This window comes from Brachybacterium sp. NPDC056505, assembly GCF_042794925.1.
Classification (GTDB): domain Bacteria; phylum Actinomycetota; class Actinomycetes; order Actinomycetales; family Dermabacteraceae; genus Brachybacterium; species Brachybacterium kimchii.
This window is the reverse complement of record NZ_JBHTSV010000020.1, coordinates 14,087-32,710: the sequence shown is the minus strand read 5'-3', so window position 1 is coordinate 32,710 and position 18,624 is coordinate 14,087. Positions and strand designations below refer to the sequence as shown.

The 18,624-nt window shown below is 70.4% G+C and carries 14 protein-coding genes; 10 read left to right on the top strand and 4 right to left on the bottom strand.

Annotated elements, in window-relative coordinates:
- The first annotated feature begins 125 nt into the window (after positions 1–125).
- From ACFQ53_RS11245 to ACFQ53_RS11210, 8 genes are all read left to right on the top strand, one after another.
- Entirely contained in the window at positions 126–1,691 is a 1,566-nt protein-coding gene (locus tag ACFQ53_RS11245) for an amino acid ABC transporter substrate-binding protein/permease (protein ID WP_377859615.1), read from the top strand.
- Entirely contained in the window at positions 1,688–2,503 is an 816-nt protein-coding gene (locus tag ACFQ53_RS11240; RefSeq protein WP_377859612.1) for an amino acid ABC transporter ATP-binding protein, read from the top strand. The genes ACFQ53_RS11245 and ACFQ53_RS11240 overlap by 4 nt, the downstream gene beginning before the upstream one ends.
- A 234-nt stretch (positions 2,504–2,737) precedes the next feature.
- On the top strand, positions 2,738–4,000 hold the full coding sequence (locus tag ACFQ53_RS11235) for an MFS transporter (RefSeq protein ID WP_377859609.1): 1,263 nt from the start codon (positions 2,738–2,740) through the stop codon (positions 3,998–4,000).
- Positions 3,997–5,097 (top strand): Ldh family oxidoreductase, encoded by a 1,101-nt coding sequence (locus ACFQ53_RS11230; protein ID WP_377859607.1) that lies wholly within the window; start codon positions 3,997–3,999, stop codon positions 5,095–5,097. Before ACFQ53_RS11235 ends, ACFQ53_RS11230 begins: the two co-directional genes overlap by 4 nt.
- Positions 5,094–5,966 carry a dihydrodipicolinate synthase family protein gene (locus ACFQ53_RS11225; RefSeq protein ID WP_377859604.1) on the top strand — a complete coding sequence of 291 codons (873 nt, stop codon included), beginning with the start codon at positions 5,094–5,096 and terminating at the stop codon, positions 5,964–5,966. Before ACFQ53_RS11230 ends, ACFQ53_RS11225 begins: the two co-directional genes overlap by 4 nt.
- Positions 5,967–6,056: 90 nt before the next feature.
- Positions 6,057–6,731 carry a GntR family transcriptional regulator gene (locus tag ACFQ53_RS11220; protein WP_377859601.1) on the top strand — a complete coding sequence of 225 codons (675 nt, stop codon included), beginning with the start codon at positions 6,057–6,059 and terminating at the stop codon, positions 6,729–6,731.
- A 59-nt stretch (positions 6,732–6,790) separates the two neighbouring features.
- Positions 6,791–7,750: a phosphoglycerate dehydrogenase gene (locus ACFQ53_RS11215; RefSeq protein WP_377859598.1), complete on the top strand. Its 960-nt coding sequence runs from the start codon at positions 6,791–6,793 to the stop codon at positions 7,748–7,750.
- 104 nt (positions 7,751–7,854) lie between these two features.
- On the top strand, positions 7,855–8,727 hold the full coding sequence (locus ACFQ53_RS11210; RefSeq protein WP_377859595.1) for a Cof-type HAD-IIB family hydrolase: 873 nt from the start codon (positions 7,855–7,857) through the stop codon (positions 8,725–8,727).
- 94 nt (positions 8,728–8,821) lie between these two features.
- On the opposite strand, the gene ACFQ53_RS11205 is transcribed toward ACFQ53_RS11210, so the two are convergent.
- From ACFQ53_RS11205 to ACFQ53_RS11195, 3 genes are all read right to left on the bottom strand, one after another.
- Complete coding sequence (locus tag ACFQ53_RS11205) at positions 8,822–10,264, bottom strand: sugar porter family MFS transporter (protein ID WP_377859593.1); 1,443 nt, start codon at positions 10,262–10,264, stop codon at positions 8,822–8,824.
- Between the two features lie 245 nt (positions 10,265–10,509).
- Positions 10,510–13,026 (bottom strand): excinuclease ABC subunit UvrA, encoded by a 2,517-nt coding sequence (locus ACFQ53_RS11200; RefSeq protein WP_377859590.1) that lies wholly within the window; start codon positions 13,024–13,026, stop codon positions 10,510–10,512.
- A 122-nt stretch (positions 13,027–13,148) separates the two neighbouring features.
- Complete coding sequence (locus tag ACFQ53_RS11195; RefSeq protein WP_377859587.1) at positions 13,149–14,693, bottom strand: sodium:solute symporter; 1,545 nt, start codon at positions 14,691–14,693, stop codon at positions 13,149–13,151.
- 278 nt (positions 14,694–14,971) lie between these two features.
- Between ACFQ53_RS11195 and ACFQ53_RS11190 the strand changes: the two genes are divergently transcribed.
- Together ACFQ53_RS11190 and ACFQ53_RS11185 are read left to right on the top strand one after the other, a co-directional pair.
- Positions 14,972–15,694 carry a M50 family metallopeptidase gene (locus ACFQ53_RS11190; RefSeq protein ID WP_377859584.1) on the top strand — a complete coding sequence of 241 codons (723 nt, stop codon included), beginning with the start codon at positions 14,972–14,974 and terminating at the stop codon, positions 15,692–15,694.
- Positions 15,695–15,811: 117 nt separating this feature from the next.
- Positions 15,812–17,335, top strand: a complete 1,524-nt coding sequence (locus tag ACFQ53_RS11185; RefSeq protein WP_377859581.1) for a lipase maturation factor family protein — start codon at positions 15,812–15,814, stop codon at positions 17,333–17,335.
- Here ACFQ53_RS11185 and ACFQ53_RS11180 read toward each other — a convergent pair.
- Positions 17,298–18,563: a sodium:proton exchanger gene (locus ACFQ53_RS11180; protein WP_377859578.1), complete on the bottom strand. Its 1,266-nt coding sequence runs from the start codon at positions 18,561–18,563 to the stop codon at positions 17,298–17,300. The two genes, ACFQ53_RS11185 and ACFQ53_RS11180, sit on opposite strands and share 38 nt — an antisense overlap.
- Between the last annotated feature and the right edge of the window lie 61 nt (positions 18,564–18,624).

Below are 18,624 nucleotides of genomic sequence, written 5' to 3'. Positions count from 1 at the left end.
GGTGCACGTGCTGTACGACACGTCACGACAACATCGCACGTGCCGCCTTCGTCGGGCTCGCAGTCGTGCGGGCCCCCACGGGGCACCGATGCCCGGGCGGCGCAGCGAGGTCCGAGGAGGAACCGGTGTCGCCCCTTTCCCCGCCCGCCCCAGGCATCCCGCCTGCGTCACCCGAAGCGGCTCCGCCGCGCACCGCGTCGGCCGCCCTCGCGCCTCCGCCCGCCGGAGCCCGGCCCCCCGCGCTGCGCTGGATCGCACTGCTCGCGGTCCTGCTCATGGCCGCGCTCACCGCCGCGGTGAGCGCGCAGCCCGCCCACGCGGAGCCGAAGGAGAAGTACGTCGTCGGCACCGACACCACCTACGCGCCCTTCGAGTACACCGGCTCCGACGGCGACCTCGAGGGCATCGACATCGACCTGCTCCACGCGATCGCGAAGGACCAGGGTTTCGAGGTCGAGATCCGCCCGCTCGGCTTCGACGCGGCGGTCCAGGCGCTGTCCTCGAACCAGGTCGACGCCGTGATGGCGGGCATGACCATCACGGACGAGCGCAAGGAATCCTTCGACTTCACTGACACCTACTTCGTGGGCGGCGTGCAGTTCGCGGTGCCCGAGAGCAGCGACATCTCTTCCCTCGACGAGCTGAAGGGCGAGACGGTCGCGGTGAAGAACGGCACCACCGGCAAGGACTTCGCCGAGGAGAACAAGGACAAGTACGGCTACACGGTCGACACCTACCAGGAGACCACCGACGTGGTCGACGCGGTGAAGTCCGGGCACGCGGTCGGCTACTTCGACGACTACCCGGTGATCGCCTACGGCATCACCCAGGGATCCGGCTTCAAGCAGGTCGGTGACCCGCAGGGCGGCGGCGACTTCGGCGCCGCCGTGAACAAGGGCAAGAACGCGGAGTTCCGCGAGAAGTTCAACGCGGGGCTGAAGAACCTCAAGAAGAGCGGCGAGTACGACAAGATCGTCGAGAAGTACGTCGGTGCCCAGGGCAGCGACGGCGGCGGCGAGCAGGCGCAGAAGCCCGACCGCTCCGTGCTCACGGTGATCACGGACTACTGGCCGCAGCTGCTGAACGGCGTCTGGCTCACGTTCCTGTCCACCGTGGTCGCGCTCGTGCTGGCCTTCGTGCTCGGCATCATCTTCGGCTTCGCCCGCCTCGCGCGCTTCGCTCCCTTCCGCTGGGTCGCGACCGCCTACGTGTACGTCTTCCGCGGGACACCGATCCTGGTGCAGGCGTTCTTCATCTTCTTCGCGATCCCGCAGATGTTCCCCGAGCTCAAGATGGGGCCGTTCGTCGCCGGTGCGATCACGCTGACGCTCAACACCGGCGCCTACATGACCGAGATCATCCGCGGCGGCATCCAGGCCGTCGACTCCGGGCAGACGGAGGCCGCCCGATCGCTGGGCCTGGGCCACCGCAAGACCATGCAGAAGGTCGTGCTCCCGCAGGCCTTCCGGATCATGATCCCGACCTTCGTGAACCAGGGCATCATCACGCTGAAGGACACCTCGCTGCTGAGCGTCATCGGGCTCGCAGAGCTCACCTACCAGTCCCGGCAGATCATCGCGACGACCTACATGTCCTCGCAGGTGCTGGTCGTGGTGGCGTTCCTGTACTTCGCGGTGATCACGGTGCTCACCCTGCTGTCGCAGCGACTCGAGAGGAAGTACGCGGTATGAGCGAGCAGACGAGTCCGAGCGGGCAGACGGGCGCCCGCGACGGCGCGGGTGCCTCCGGCGCGACGAAGGATCCGGGCGAGCGTCCCGAGAAGATCGTCGTCGAGGGGCTGCGCAAGAGCTTCGGCGACAACGAGGTGCTCACCGGCATCGACCTCACGGTGAAGGAGCGCGAGGTGGTCGCGATCATCGGCCCCTCGGGGTCGGGCAAGTCCACCTTCCTGCGCTGCCTGAACCGTCTCGAGGACCCCACGGGCGGGTCGATCGTGATCGACGGCGCCGACCTCTCGGGGCGGAAGGTGAAGATCGACGAGGTGCGCCAGAGGATCGGCATGGTCTTCCAGCACTTCAACCTCTTCCCGCACATGACCGTCCTCGAGAACATCACCCTCGCGCCGATCCAGCTGGCCAAGTGCTCCGCGAAGGAGGCCGAGCAGCGCGCCCGCACCCTCCTGGACCGGGTGGGGCTCGCCGAGAAGGCCGACGCCAAGCCGGCCTCGCTCTCCGGCGGGCAGAAGCAGCGCGTCGCGATCGCGCGAGCGCTCGCCATGGAGCCCGAGGTGATGCTCTTCGACGAGGCCACGAGCGCGCTCGACCCCGAGATGGTGGGCGAGGTGCTCCAGGTGATCCGCGACCTCGCGGAGAACGGGATGACCATGATCCTGGTGACCCACGAGATGGGCTTCGCCCGCGAGGTCTCCAACCGCACGATCTTCATGGACGGCGGCGTGATCGTCGAGGCCGGGACGCCCGAGGAGATCTTCGGCGATCCGCAGAGCGAGCGGCTCAAGGACTTCCTGGCCAAGGTGCTCTGAGCACACGGCGACCTCCGCACCGACCCGGTGCACGAGCGCGGCCCCCGCACCCACCGGTGCGGGGGCCGCGGTGCGTCCGGTGCCTCTTGCACACTCACCGTCTACCGTTTACCGTTAACGAACGGGGTACCGACGAACAAGGGAGTGACCGGTATGGCATCCGTGGCCACGGAAGACGATGCGCGCGGTGCGCGCCGAGCGGGGCGCCCGAAAGCCGGCGTATACCGATATGCGGTGCTCGCTCTCGTGACGCTCGGCGTCTCGGTGAACTACCTGGATCGAGCGACGATCAGCGTCGCCCTCCCTGACATCCAGCACGACCTGGGGTTGGCAGAGGCTGCAACGGGCGTCGCGCTGTCTGCTTTCTTCTGGACCTACGCGACATTCCAACTGCCCAGCGGCTATCTGGCCGGACGCATCGGGCCCCGCGTGATGATCGGTGCGTCCGCGCTCTGCTTCGGCCTCGTGACCGTACTGATGGGGTTCGCCTGGGGTCTCGTCTCCCTGATCGTGCTGCGCCTGATCCTCGGTATCGGCGAGAGCCCTGCATTCCCTGCCTCGGCCCAAGTGGTGTCCCGGTGGTTCCCCCGCTCAGAGCGGAGTTTTGCCTCCGCGACCTTCAACAACGGCAACCCGATCGGGTCCACGCTGTGCATCCCGCTCGTCGCCCTGCTGATCACGTGGGCGGGTTGGCGCAGCGCCTTCTACGTGACGGGTGCGGTCGCGATCATGTACGCGATCGCCTGGTGGTTCCTGTACCGCGATCCGCGAGCCTCGCGCTGGCTGCGCCGCGAGGAGCTCGAGTACATCGAAGCCGACCAGGAGGAGGCCAACAGGGATGCTGATTCCCAGCAGACCGTGCCCTGGCGCTCTCTTTTCCGCCACCGGATGGTCTGGTCGATGATGATCGGCTTCTTCTGCATCAACTTCGTGGCCTACTTCTTCATCACCTGGTTCCCCACGTATCTTGTGCGCACCTACGACCTCAGCCTGCTGAAGTTCGGTTTCATCGGAATGATCCCCGGGATCGCATCGATGCTCGGCGGATGGACCGGCGGGCTCGTCTCCGATCGACTCGTCCGACGAGGGGTGCCGGTGAGCCGCGCTCGCAAGATCTGCCTCGTCGGTGGGCTGCTGGGCACCTCGGTGATCATGCTCGCGGTGCTGTCACCGACGGTGTCGACCGCGCTGCTCGCGCTCTCGCTGTCCTACTTCTCCTCGACCTTCGCGGCAGCCTCGGTATGGTGTCTGCCCGCCGACGTCGCCCCGGTCAACGCTCATGTGGGTTCACTGGGAGGAATCCAGAACGCCGCGAGCAACTGCGCGGGCATCGTCTCGCCGATCCTGATCGGTGTGATCACCGGTGTGACGTCGTCCTTCGCGATCCCGTTGGTCATCGCAGGAGTCGTCGCCCTGCTCGGGGCCGCAAACTATGCGTTCGTGATGCCGAAGATCGAGCCGCTGCGCTCGACCTCGCCGCAGGCCGTGGGCGCATGACGGACGACGACCGCCGGGCCGTGGAACTGGATGTCGATGAGCTCCAGGACCGTTTGCGACGAATACTCGAGAACCTCGGGAGCCCGGCAGACGTCGCCGCCGAGGTCTCCCTCCACCTGGTGAGCGCGGAGCAGTCCGGCCACGCGAGCCACGGCGTCCTGCGCATGGCGCAGTACGCGAGGGAAATCGATGAGGGCAGCATCGATCCAGCGGGTCGCCCCACAGTCGTCAACCGGTCGGGAGCAGCAACGGTCCTCGATGCGCACCATGGCTTCGGGCACTTCTCGGCGGCCACGGCCGTCGACGTCGCCGCCCGGTCCGCACGTGAGCACGGAGTCGCCACCGTCGCCATCCGGGATGCGACCCACATCGGCCGCCTCGGCGAGTACGCGGAGCGGCTCGCCGACCTTGGACTCGTCTCGATCATCGTCGCTGCGGCAGCTGGCCCCGGCATCGGCTCCATGGCTCCTTTCGGGAGCTCCACCGGCTTTCCCTTCCTCAACACCAATCCGTGGGCGATGGGTTACCCCGGTGCGGACGCGCCGATCATCTTCGATGCCGCGATGTCCGTGATTCCCGAGGGCAAAGTCCACGCAGCCCTCGCACGCGGCGAGGACGTCCCGGAGGGCGCGCTCCTGGACCGCCACGGCGCGCCATCCATGTCTCCGCAGGACTTCCTCGACGGTGGCACGCTGACTCCGCTCGGGGGCCCCGGGTCCGGTCACAAGGGATACGGCCTCGCTCTGTCCGCAGCGCTGCTCGGGGGTCTCGCCCAGGCCGATGCCGCCGCACCGCAGCTGAACGGCCTCGCTCAGGTCCGCGGTGCGGACGAGGGCGGGCGCCGCACCGGGGGCGTCACGATCATCGCGCTCGACGTCGCCGCATTCAGCGATCGCGGTGACGAGTATGCCGAACGCACCACGCGCCTCTCGGGTGCGATCCGTGCCGACGGTGCGCTCGTTCCCGGCGACGTCGAGCGAAAAGCTCGGCGGCGTGCCGACGGCACGGTGACGCTTCCCGGCGAGACCCGCCGCGCGCTCGAGGCACTCGAGCGCGGAACCGACCCCTCCACGTCCACATCTGAGGAGACTCCATGACCACGACCCGACCGACCATCCTCACGGCCGCCCCGGTGGGCTTCACCGCCGACGGTGCCGTCGACCTCGATGCCTCGCGCAGGATCTTGGAGTTCATCCGGGACTCCGGCGTCGACGGCTCCTTCGTCCTGGGAACGACGGGCGAGTTTCCTTCGCTCTCCCGCGAGGAGCGCCGATCGCTCGCCGGACTGAGCCTCGAGGTGCTCGCGGACCGCCGGGTGGTGGTGCACGTGGGAGCACCGAGCATCCACCAGGTCCGCGAATTGATCGATGACGCCCGTGGCGCCGGTGCACGCGCCGTCGCGGTCCTGACTCCCTACTATCTGCCCGCGAGCACGACGGCCGTCGTCGACTTCTTCCGCGAGGCGGCGGCCGCCGCCGAGGGACTCGATGTCTTCGCCTACCTCTTCACGGCGAGGACGGGGAACGCAGTCGGAAGTGATCAGCTCGCCCAGATCGCACAGATTCCCGGGATCATCGGTGCGAAGGTCAGCGGAGAGACGCTCGAGCACGTCGCCTCCCTGCGCAAGTCCGTTCCGGCGGACTTCCAGCTGCTGACCGGATCGGACGCTGAGATCGCGCGCGTGACCTCGCGTGGGATCGACGGTGTGATCTCCGGCGTCGCCTCGGTGCTGCCCGAACCGTTCGTGGCCGTCGCGGAGGCGCTCTCCGCGGGCGCCGCTGACGACGAGCTGAAGTCGTTGCAGTCCGGCGTCGACCGTGCTGTCGAACTGATCCGGGGCGACCCGGAGCGGATGAAGGCGGGGCTGGCGGCGCGCGGCGTCGACGCCGGGACCAGCCGTATGGCCCTGGACCGACCCGAGCCGGAGCTCGCCGACCTCGTCAGGTCGTTCTCGCGGCTCTCGTGACGCGGAGGCCTGGGCGAGAGGGCAGGGCCGGTGATGATGCCTTCGTGCGACGGGCTACGGTAGTCCGGACCGTCGAGCGGAGAGGCACCCATGCACCAGAACCGGCTGCGCAGCGTCCCCATCGGAGTTCGGCTCGCCGAGACGTTGAGAGATCGGATCGTGCGAGGGAGCATCCCTGCAGGGACGCACCTCGTGGAGGACCGAGTCGCAGAGGAGTTCGACGTCAGCCGCGGACCCGTGCGAGATGCACTGCGCATCCTCTCGATCGAGCAGCTGATCGAGCCGGTGGGACGCAGAGGTCTTCGGGTCATCGGGCTGGGGCCCGACGGGATTCGCGACCTGTATGCCGTCCGCCGCGGCCTGGAGACCGTCGCGGTCACCGAGGTGTGCCGCGCCCGAGCGGAGGGCGGCTTGGGCCCGCTGCATCGGAGTGTGGAGACCATGCGGGGCAGCACCGGCGACGTCGACGCTTTCGCGACGAGCGACCTCGCCTTCCATCGCGCCCTCTACGAGACCTCGGGAAATCGGCGACTGCTCGCGCTGTGGGAGCAGATCGAGCCGCTCTTCGCCTGCATCCTCGCCATCACCAACAGCATCGACGGCGACCTCGAGCCCGTCGTCGTGGACCATTCGACTCTTCTAGAGGTCATCGCCTCGGGAGATGAGCGCCGAGCCGTCGACGTGCTCGAGAAGCACCTCGACGGCTCGCGTCGACGCATCATCACTGCGCTCGAACAGGTCTGGGCACACTCCGATGGTTCCTGACCGGGGCCCGGGGCGGTGACAGTCCAAGGGCGCACCGTCTACGAAGGAGCCTTCACCCCATGAGCACAGCCCCCATCGTCCTGGCCTGCCCCTCCGATTACGAGAACGTCTCCGCCGAGGGTGCCCGCGCGCTCGCAGACGCAGGGTTCCGGATCGTCCTCAATCCCCACGACCGCCCGCTGACGGAGCACGAGGTCCGCACCCTGGGTGCCGAGGCGGTCGCCGCCGTGGTCGGACTCGAGGAGTGGACTGACACGCAGATGGATGCCCTGCCCTCGCTGCGGATCCTGTGCAAGCAGGGCGTCGGGGTCGACAACATCGATCTCGAGTCCGCGCGGGCGCGGGGCATAGTCGTGACCAACGTCCCAGGCGGGAACGCGGGCGCCGTCTCCGAGTTCACGGTGGGCCTGATGATCGCCGCACTGCGGAACCTTGCTCAGGGCCAGCGCGCCGCGAACGAGGGGGACTGGAGCCGATTCCCCGGCCGGGAGATTTCCGCGCTGACCGTCGGTCTGCTGGGCTTCGGCAGGATCGCGCAACTCGTGGCGCAGAAGCTCGTCGCCTTCGGCGGGACAGTGATCGCACACGATCCGTTCCCGGATGAGGAGTCCGCCCGTCGACTGGGGGTCGAGCTCGTGGCCCGCGAGGAGCTCCTGGCGCGCAGCGAGGTCCTCTCCCTTCACCTGCCTGTCCTGCCGCAGACCGTGGGCACAGTCGATGCGGGCTTCCTGCGCTCCCTGCGGGACGGCGCCGTCCTGGTCAACACGGCGCGGGGCGCCCTCGTGAACGAGGACGCCCTGCTGGCCGCGCTCGAGAGCGGAGAGCTCGCCGGAGCCGCATTGGATGTCTTCTCCACGGAGCCGCTGCCCGCTGGACACCCGCTCACGCGCCACTCGCGCGTGCTGGCGACCAACCACATGGCCGCGGAGTCGAGGGAGGCCTACGGCGCGATCTCGAAGGCGAATGCCCAGGCGATCATCGACCTCGTGAGCGGTCGCGAGCCGGCGAACGCCCTGTGAGGTGGGCGGGAGACTGCTGCGGCACCCAGCGAGGGTCCTCTACGGTCTGAACAGCGGAGGTCGACTCCGTGAATGCACTTCCGGCCTCCGCAGAAAGCGATCCCGTGCCTAGCACTCCCACTGCCGCCACCTCGCCCGCCCAGCCCTGGTCCGAGATCCAGGACGGCCCGCACGACATCCGCCTTGTCGTCGCCGACATGGACGGCACGCTGCTGACGCCCGAGGGCGAGGTGCCCGGCGACTTCTGGGCGCTGCAGGAGCGCATGCGGGCGGCGGGCATCGAGTTCGTGCCCGCGAGCGGACGCCAGCTCGCGACGCTGCGCGCGACCTTCGGCGCCGAGAACGGCACCGCTCCGGGCATCGAGACCTACGTCGCCGAGAACGGGACGCTCGTCGTCCACGACGGAGAGGTCGTCGCGACCACGACGGTCGACGCGCCGACGGCCGCGCGCGTCATCGCCCGCGTGCGGGAGCTCGTCGCGGGCGGCCTGGACCTCGGCCTCGTGGTCTGCGGGGTCGAGACCGCGTACGTCGAGCGGGACGACGAGGCATTCCTCGCCGAGGCCCGGAAGTACTACCACCGGCTCGAGATCGTCCCCGATCTCGACGACGTGCAGGGCGACGTTCTCAAGCTCGCGATCCATGACTTCGCCGACGCCGAGGCCACCTCCGCCGAGTTCTCCGACCTGGCCGAGACCCACCAGGTGGTCGTCTCGGGCGCGCACTGGATCGATGTCATGAATCCCGAGGCGGACAAGGGCCGCGGGATCCTCGCGCTCCAGGCGGCGCTCGGGATCACGGCCGCGCAGACCGCCGTGTTCGGCGACTACCTCAACGATCTCGCCATGTACGACGTCGCCGAGTGGTCGTTCGCGATGGCCAACGCCCACCCGCGCATCACCGCCGCCGCGAGGTACGCCGCGCCCAGCAACGCCGAGCACGGCGTGGTGCGCGTGCTCGAGCGCCTGCTGGGCTGATCCCCGGCGGGGCCGTCGTGCCGGCGGTGATGCCTGCTGCCGGCGGCGCCCGCTGCCGGGGAGGCTCGCCCGCGGGGCCGGCCCGTGCCGCGCCTCAGCGCAGCGCGGCCGGCGCCGTCGACGGCTGCGAGGGATCCTCGCGATTGACGGGGCCCTCGAACAGGAGGATCGACTCGTCGGCCCCCTTGCCGTTGGTCTCCGGCAGGAAGCGGTGCACGAACAGGACGCCCAGCAGGCACAGCACCGCGAAGATGATCATCACCCAGCTGAGGCCCAGGCCGTCGCGCAGCGGCGGGAACGCCACGACCAGCACGAAGTTCGCGAGCCAGTTGACGGCGGCCGCGATCGCGGCGGCGCGCCCGCGCACGGCGGTCGGGAAGATCTCGCCCTGCAGCAGCCATCCGGTGCCGCCCACGCCGATCGCGAAGCTCGAGATGAACAGCGCGAAGGTGATCATGAGGACCACCAGCTGCGCGGTGCCTGTGAGGGTCGCGTTGCCGATCGCGCCGATCACGAGGAAGACGATCATGAAGCCGAAGCCGCCGATGGAGAGCTTGCGACGGCCCAGCTTGTCGATCCAGCGGAAGGCGAAGTAGGTCGCCAGCACGTTGACGATCGCGAGCACTCCCGCGGCCATCACGCCGGCGATCTCGGCGTCGACGGGGTTCCCGGCGTCGGTGCCGAAGTACGGGCCCAGCAGCTCGGGACCGTAGTAGAAGGCGACGTTGATGCCGGTGATCTGCTGGAAGACGAAGAACACGCAGACCACGACCAGGGCGCGCCGCACGGCGGGCGTCCACAGGGTCGTGTTCGCCAGGCGGCGCACGCGCTCCTGGACGGCGAGGGCCTCCGCGTGGACCTGCTCGGCGGTGGTCTGGATGTCGAGCTTGCGCATGGCGGTCAGCACGTCGGACTCGCGCCCGCGCTCGAGCAGCCAGCGCGGGGACTCGGGCATCCGAGCGCGCAGCAGCAGCGAGAGGATCGCGGGGATGAAGCCGACGCCCAGCATGATCCGCCAGTCCACGGTGACCGCGGAGTCGGGGAACGCCTTGAGCAGCAGCACGGCGATGACGTACGCGCCGAGGATGCCGATCGTGATCATCCACTGCTGGATGACGGCGAGGGAGCCGCGGCGCTTCTTCGGGGCGAACTCGGCGATGTAGGCGGTCGCGATCGCGGAGTCCGCGCCGATCGCCAGGCCGATGATGATGCGGCCGATGATCAGGGTGGTCGCCTCCGGGGCGAGCGCCGAGATGATCGAGCCCACCGCGAACAGCGCGGAGTCCACGAGCAGCAGCGACTTGCGGCCGAAGCGGTCCGTCAGCGGGCCCGCGAGCAGCGCGCCCACGAAGGATCCGAGGGAGGCGCCGGCGACGGTGATGCCCGTGCCCCAGGACCCCAGGTCGAAGGGCAGGAACACGAGCGCGGAGCCGATGTTCGAGGAGTCGAAGCCGAAGAGGAACCCGCCGATCGTCGCGAGCACCGCGAGGTACAGGTAGAGGCCCTTGACGTCCCGCGCGTCGAGTGCGGCCAGCACGCCGCCTCCGGGCGGCGCCCCGTCGGGGGTCGAGGCATGATCGGGGCGCCCTGTGGGATCCGGGACGGGGCCGCTTGCATTCTCCGGTGAATTCGACACGGCCGGGACTGTACTCCTCGACCGGCGCGCCCGTGGCGCCGGAGGAGCTGGCGAGGGCGAGATGTCCGGAATCCGACCGTCCGTGCGGGTCCGCGAGGGCCCGCGCGCTCCCGCGGCGTGACGCGGCAGTCACCCGGGGAGCCGCGTCAGCCGCCCGTGCCGGCTCGGTGCTCCAGGTGCGAGCGCAGGAAGCGACCGGTCGCGGTGCCGGGATCCTCGGCCAGCTCCTGCGGGGCGCCGGTCGCGACGATCCTGCCGCCGGCCGCTCCGCCGCCGGGCCCCATGTCGATCACGTGATCGGCGTTGGCGATCATGTCGAGGTCGTGCTCGATCACCACCACGGTCGCGCCGTTGCCCACCAGGCGGTCGAGCACGTGCAGCAGAGTGCGCACGTCCAGAGGATGCAGGCCGACGCTGGGCTCGTCGAACACGAAGAGGGCGTCGGTCTGCCCGCGGTCGATGTGCGCCGAGAGCTTGAGACGCTGCGCCTCGCCGCCGGAGAGCGCTGGGGTGTCCTCGCCGAGTGTCAGGTACCCCAGACCCAGGTCGATGAGGGCCTGCAGGCGCCTGCGCACCGCGGGGATGTCGCCCACCGCCTCGATCGCCTCCCGGACCGTGAGGCCCATCAGGCGGGGGAGGGAGACCCCGGCGCGAGGATAGGACTCCGCCGCCGGCGCGTACCGTGTGCCCTCGCACTCCGGGCAGTCGATGTCGACGTCGGGCAGGAACTGCACGTCCAGGACCACGCGCCCGGTGCCCTCGCAGCGCGGGCAGCGCAGCGACCCCGTGTTGTACGAGAAGTCGCCCGCGCCCAGGCCCGCCTCCTTCGCCTCGGCGGTGCGCGCGAAGGCGCGGCGCAGGTCGTCCAGGACCCCGCTGTAGGTGGCGACGGTCGAGCGGATGTTCACGCCGATCGGGGTCGCGTCGATCTGGTGGACGCGGCGGATCCCGGCGGCATCCAGCGTGCGCACGTGGCCGGGGAGGCCGGCCCCGCTCGTCGTCGCCGCCCGCAGCGCGGGGACCAGGGATTCGAGCACCATCGTGGTCTTGCCAGAGCCCGAGACCCCGGTGACCGCGGTGAGCCGGCCGAGCGGGATGCGCACCGACAGCGGCTGCACCGTGTGCAGGGCGCTCGTGGTCATGGCGATGGTCCCCCGGGCGAACGTCTCCGCGGGGGACGCCTGCTCGCGGATCACCACGTCGGCGCTGCCGTCGAGGAAGCCGGCGAGGCGGGAGGCCCCGGAGTCGATCACCTGCCGGATGCTCCCGCTCGCGGTGATCTCGCCGCCCTCGCGACCGGACCCCGGCCCGATCTCGATCAGGTGGTCCGCCTCGCGCAGCACCTGCACGTCGTGGTCGACGAGGAGCACGGAGTTGCCGTCCGCCAGGAGGTCCCCGATCAGCGCGAGCAGTCCGTCGATGTTCGAGGGGTGCAGCCCGATGCTGGGCTCGTCGAGCACGTAGAGCACGCCCGTGGTGCGGTTGCGCACCGCCCTGGCGAGCTGGACGCGTTGGCGCTCGCCCGTGGAGAGCGAGGAGCCCGCGCGGTCCAGGGAGAGGTAGCCGAGGCCCAGCTGCACGAGCCGGTCGGCCATGCCCGTGAGCTGGGAGACGAGCTCGCGGGCCATCGGATGCATGTCGGAGGGCAGCGGGTCGGTCACGGTCGGGGCCCAGGCCAGGAGGCCGTCCAGGGTGAGGGCGGTGGCGTCGGCGAGATCGAGCTCGCCGATGCGGGGAGCGCGCGCGGCGGGGGACAGACGCGTCCCCTCGCAGTCGGGACACACGGTCTCCACGAGGAAGCGGCTCACGCGGGCCAGGCGCTTCTCCGTGTCGGCGCGGCGCAGCTCCTCGGTGACGGTGAGGCGGGCGTTGCGGAACGTGAAGTCGAGGTCGTGCACGCCCTTCTTCGACGTCACCGTGATGTGCTTCTTCTCCTCGGGGCCGTCCAGCACGATCTCGCGCTCGCCCTCGGTGAGATCCCGGAAGGGCACGTCCGTGCGCACCCCGAACTCGCGGGCGATGTCGGGCTGGACGTTGAAGCCGAACATCTGCCAGGGGGCGACGGCTCCCTCGTCGAGGGTCTTGGTGGGGTCGGGCACGAGCGCCGCGTCGTCGACCTCGCGGACCGTGCCGATGCCCTCGCAGCGCGGGCACGCGCCCTCGGAGTTGAAGGCGAGCGACTCCGCGCCCGGGGCGTGCACCGCGGTGCCGCAGACGGGGCAGGAGAACGGGACCTCGGCGGCGACGTCGATCGTCGGCGGGACCCGGTGGCCGTTCGGGCACAGGTGCGAGGCCAGGCGCGAGAACATCAGCCGCAGCACGTTCAGCAGCTCGGTGGAGGTCCCGAAGGTCGAGCGCACTCCGGGCACCGCCGGCCGCTGGCGCAGGGCGAGCGCCGCGGGCACGTGGGTCACGGAGTCGACCGCGGCGCGCGGGGCCTGGGACATGCGCCGACGGGTGTAGGTCGAGAGCGCTTCGACGTACCGGCGCGACCCCTCCGCGTAGAGCACGCCGAGGGCGAGGGAGGACTTGCCGGAGCCCGAGACCCCGGCGATCGCGACCAGGGAGTCCAGCGGCACGTCGACGTCGACGTCCCGGAGGTTGTGCACGCGCGCGCCGCGCACCTCGATGTTGCTGGGGCGGGGGATCCGGTGAGGGCTCACCGGATCACGCTATCGGCCCCGCCGCCGGCGCGGACGAGGTCAGCAGGACCCGTCGGCCCCCAGCTGCGCCCTCGCGCCCTCGCGCTGCCGCCTCACCCTCTCGCGCCTCACCCTCTCGCGCCTCACCCTCTCGCGTCCTGGGTGCGGCGCACGTAGGTGCTCCTGGTGCCGAAGATGGTGAGCGGCCGGATGTCGTGCCCGTCGCCGCCGCCGGGGCGGATCGCCCTCCAGACGAGCGAGACCAGGTAGCCCACGACCACGGTGCCCACGAAGGCGAAGCACGCGACCATGAACGGGGTCGAGCCCGAGTCCTGGACGATCCAGGCGGCGATCGAGCCGACGACCAGTCCCGCGATGACGCCCACGGCGTTCGCGCGCCGGGTGAAGATGCCCAGGGCGAAGACCGCGGCGATCGGGGTGCCGAACAGCCCCAGGATCGAGAGGAACAGGTTCCAGGTCTCCGCCTGATCGGTGCTCGCGAGGTAGAGCGCCGCGCCCGTGCCGATGATCCCGGCGACGATGATGATGGCGCGGGCGAGGCCGACGGACGACCTCCTCGCACCGCGGCGCACCAGGAAGCGGTCCCACACGTCGACCGTGAGGCAGGCCGAGATCGAGTTGAGCGAGGAGGACAGCGTGGACTGGGCCGCCGCGAAGATCGCCGCGAGCACCACGCCCGAGACGCCGGCGGGCAGCACGTGCACCACGAAGTAGGGGACGATCGCGGAGGTGTTCACCGAGTCCGGCAGCGGGCTCGTGTGCTTGAAGTAGCTGTACAGCAGGGTGCCCATGCCGTAGAACAGCGGGATCGTGACGAGCGAGAGCACGCCGTTGGTCAGCAGTGAACGGGCCGTCTCCCGGCTGCTCGCGGTGGTCTGGTACCGCTGGACCACGTCCTGGCTGCCCGTGTACTGGTAGAGGTTCGTGAACACCGAGCCGATGAAGATGATCGGGATCGAGGCGCCCAGCATCCCGCCCAGGTCCCAGTCCTTGCCGGAGATCAGCTTGTCGTCCGCGACGGCGTCGCTCGCCACGGTCCCGAGGCCGCCGTCGATCGAGAACAGGCCGCAGCCGATGATCACGACGGCGCCCAGCAGCAGGATGATCCCCTGGATGACGTCGGCCCAGATCACGCCCTCGATGCCGCCCAGGAACGTGTAGATGATCGAGAGCATGCCGACGAGGGCCGCCACCAGCACCGGGTTGATCTCGGTGACCGAGGAGATCGCGAGCGTGGGCAGGTAGATGACGACCGCGATCCGGCCGATGTGGAAGAGCACGAACATCAGCGAGCCGATCAGGCGCATCGCCGGGCTGAAGCGCTCCTCGAGGTAGTCGTACGCCGTGACCACGTTGAGCTTGCGGAAGAACGGGATGTAGAACCAGATCAGGACCGGCACGATCGCGAAGATCGCGAGGTTGCCGGCGGCGTACGACCAGTCGCTGAGGTACGCCTGCTCGGGCGTGGACATGTAGGTGATCGCCGAGAGCGTGGTCGCGTAGATGCTGAAGCCCGCCGCCCACGCCGGGATCCGCCCCTGGGCGCGGAAGTAGGAGTCGGTGCTCTTGGAGGCGCGGCGCGTGAAGTACACGCCCACGCCCAGCATCGCGAGCAGATAGATGATGATGACCGCCCAGTTCAGGGCGCCCAGTCCGGTGGTCTCCACGGAATCCCTCCAGGGTCTCGGGCCCCGTGCCGCACGGGGCGATCGACGCTGATCGTGCACGGCGGGACCACCTCTGTCATCAGACGTCTGATGTCCTGCCGCGCCGGTGACGATAGCGTGCCGACGGCGTGGGCGCGAGAGCTGTCCGGCGGGGGTGACCCGTCTCTCGACGGCCAGTCTGCCGCAGGGCCCGTCGGCCCGCCGCGGTGTCGCGACACCGGTCGGCGCGCCGTCCGCGCCTCGGCCCGGTCCCAGCTGCGCCTGGGATGCTGGCGGGCGTGGACATCGGCACCGCTCTCTCCGAGGCCCTCTCCGGGGCGTGGCAGCGCAGCCTGCGCGCGACCCCGCCCGAGCAGGGCTGGTGGTCGCTCGCCGCGATCGCCGTGGCCCTCGCCGCCGTCGCGGTCCCGACCGTCTGGCGCTTCGCGCGCCTCGCGGTGACGGTCGTGCACGAGCTCGGGCACGCGGGCGTCGGCATCCTCGTGGGCAGGCGCTTCACCGGCTTCGTGGTCAGCGGGGACATGTCCGGCCACGCGGTGACCGTGGGGCGGCCGACGGGACCGGGCCGCGTGCTCTCCGCCTGGGCCGGGTACCCGATGCCCGCCCTGGTGGGGGCGCTGCTCATCCAGATCGCCTTCGGCGGCTGGGCGCGCACGGCGCTCGCCGTCGCGCTCGTGCTGCTCGTTGTGTCGCTGGTGTTCTCCCGCTCGCTGCACACGGTCGCGACGGTCCTGGTGAGCGCCCTGATCGTGGGCACCGTGTGGTGGTGGGGAGGGGCGCTCGGACCGGGCGCTCTCGTCCTGGCCCTCGGCGTGCTGCTCCTGCTCGGCGCCTGGCGGCACCTCGGGACCGTGATGACCGGTGGTCGTCGCCAGGACGATCCCCAGCAGCTCGCCCAGCTCACGGGCGTGCCCGCAGGGGCGTGGAACGCCGGCTACGTGCTGGTCCTCGCGCTGTGCTCATGGTGGGCCGGGGCGGTGCTGCTGCGCGCGCTGGGGTGATGCGTCGGCCCGACGGTCGCTCGGCACGGCGGCCGCTCGGCGCGGCGGCCCTCGGCCTGTCGGCTCGCCCTCGACGCCCTGGCACGAGGGGCGGATGATGGCACCGAGGTGACTTCGATGGATCTGCACGCCTGGCTCTCGCTGCTCGACGCCCGCGAGTACACGATCGCCCGCGAGGTGATCATGCGCGGCGTCGCCCTCGTGTTCGTGATCGCCTTCGCCTCCACCTGGAGGCAGTTCCCGGCGCTGCTGGGGGAGCGCGGCCTGCTGCCCGCCCCGCGGTACCTCGCCCGGCTCGAGCAGCGCGGCATCCGCGGGGGACCCACGCTCTTCCGCTTCTCGCGCACCCCCTACAGCGATCGCCTGCTGCGGATCATGTGCGCGATCGGGATGCTCCTCGGCGCGGCGTGCGTGCTCGGCCTCCCGCAGCTCGGCCCCGCCTGGACCACGATCCCCGTCTTCCTCGTGATGTGGGGGCTCTATCTGTCCATCCACTCCGTGGGCCAGGTCTTCTACGGCTTCGGCTGGGAGTCGATGCTGCTGGAGTGCGGCGCGGTCGTCGGCTTCCTCGGGTCCGACGCGGTCGCCCCGCCCCTGCTGATCCTGCTGTTCCTGCGCTGGATGCTGCTGCGCCTCGAGTTCGGCGCCGGGATGATCAAGATGCGCGGCGATCCCGCCTGGCGCGACCTCACCGCGATGGACTTCCATCACCTCACCCAGCCCATGCCGGGCCCGCTGAGCCGACGGGCGCACCTCATGCCCCGCTGGTGGCACCGGCTCGAGACCCTGGGCAGCCACGTGGTGCAGCTGGGCGCGGTCTGGCTGATCCTGCTCCCGCAGCCGCTCGCCTCGATCGGTGCGGGCCTGGTGATCCTCACCCAGCTCTTCCTCATGCTCACCGGGAACTTCGCCTGGCTGAACCTGCTCACGATCCTCGTCGCCTTCAGTGCGATCAGCGATCCGTTCCTGCGCTGGATCACGGGCGGCCCCTGGCCCGGGTGGGGCCTGCCCCACGGCCCCGGGGAGGGGAGCGGAGCGTCCGACGGCGGCGTCCTCGCCTCCTCGCCCCTGTGGTGGCACGTGCTGGTGCTCGCGGTCTTCGCGGGGCTCGTGGCCCTCAGCCGGAAGCCGCTGAAGAACCTCTTCTCCTCGCATCAGCTCATGAACGCGAGCTTCAACCGGTGGCACCTCGTCAACGCCTACGGCGCGTTCGGGTCGATGACGACGCGGCGCCACGAGGTCGAGATCGAGGGGACCCTCGCCGAGGACCCCGATGCCGCGGGCGAGGAGGAGTGGCACCCCTACCTCTTCCCCGGCAAACCGGGCCCCCTCGCACGGCGCTCCCGACAGTTCGCGCCCTACCACCTGCGACTGGACTGGCTGATGTGGTTCCTCGCCCTGCGACCCGGCGCCGACCCCTGGTTCGTCGCGCTGCTGACGAAGCTGCTCGAGGGCGATCCGCAGATCCGACGCCTGCTGCGCGAGGATCCCTTCGACGGGACGGCGCCGACGGGCCTGCGGGTGCGGCTGTTCGACTACCGCTACGCGAGCCGCGCGGAGCGCCGCGCGAGCGGCGACTGGTGGGTCCGCACGGACCTCGGGGTCATCGCCCGGCAGGGTCGAGGCGACCGGCGCGGATGACCGGGCCCTCGTCGTCCGAGACCCCGTGGGGCCCCTCGGGGTCCCGGCGGAAGGGGGCGGTGAGCGCGGGCAGGATCCCGCGGCGGTGCAGGACGAACAGGGCGAGCGCGACCGCGAGATAGACCGCGGAGAGGATGAGGCGGCCGTGAGTCCCGGGCACCGCGAACTGCACGGCGAACAGGGCGAGCAGCGCGATCGCGCCCCAGCGGGGGAAGCGCAGGCCCAGCAGCAGGGCGACGCCCATCATGGTCTGCGCGGCGGTCAGCAGGATCTCCTCGACCTGGCGAGGGTCCAGGGCCAGGGTGCCGCTGCCGCCTCCCAGCGCGTAGGCGATGGGCAGGCTGCCCACGAGCATCGTCCACTGGTTGACCTTGGCGGAGATCAGCATGCCCAGGGCCGCCGCGGCCTTCCCGCGGGTCGCGAAGATGATCGCGACGATGAACTCGGGCGCCTCGGAGGCGAGCGGCGCGAGCCACTGCACGAGCAGGAACTGGTCGATCCCGAGCGTGCTGCCGGAGGCGACGAGGGCCTCGGCGAACGGCTCCGCGCAGGCGAGGATGATCAGCGCGGAGACGACGAAGAGGGCGATCACCACGGGGCGTCGGGTGCGCTGGGGAAGCGCGCCGATGCGGGCGGCGGTGCCCACCAGATCGGGCTCCTCCTCGGCCCCGCCGCGCGCGATCCGCACCACGTAGAACACGAACCAGGCCAGCAGGATCACACCGATGATCCAGCTGATGGTCGCGGTCAGCGGCATCACGAAGGCGAGCAGGGAGGCGATCAGCAGGAAGCCCAGCTCGAGGCGATGTGAGGGATCCAGGACGACCTCGCGCACGGTGCGCCCCGAACGGCGCGAGGCGATCGCGACGCTCACCAGCACCACCACAGGCCAGCCGAGCCCCAGCAGCAGGCGGTTGGAGCCGGTCATGTTCGCGGCGGCGAACTGCACGTAGTCCGGCTCGGAGCCCGCACGGAAGGCGAAGTAGAGGTCCACGGCGTACTCGGGGAGCACCGCGATGATCGCGAGGATCGCGACCGCGAGCCCGCCGCTGATGTCGACCTCGGCGGCCTCGGCCGCCCACGCGAGCACGAATGCCGCGGCGACCACGGCTCCGCCGAAGATGAGCAGCCCCACCAGTGAGGGGGTCTCGATGCCGCCCAGGCGCACCACGAGCGCGGGCACGGCGACGAGGAAGCACAGCAGCGCGGGGCGGATCGATCTCAGCACGCCCGACACACTGTCAGACGTTTAGGCAGGTATGCAAGTGTCGAATCGTGCATGGTGAGAC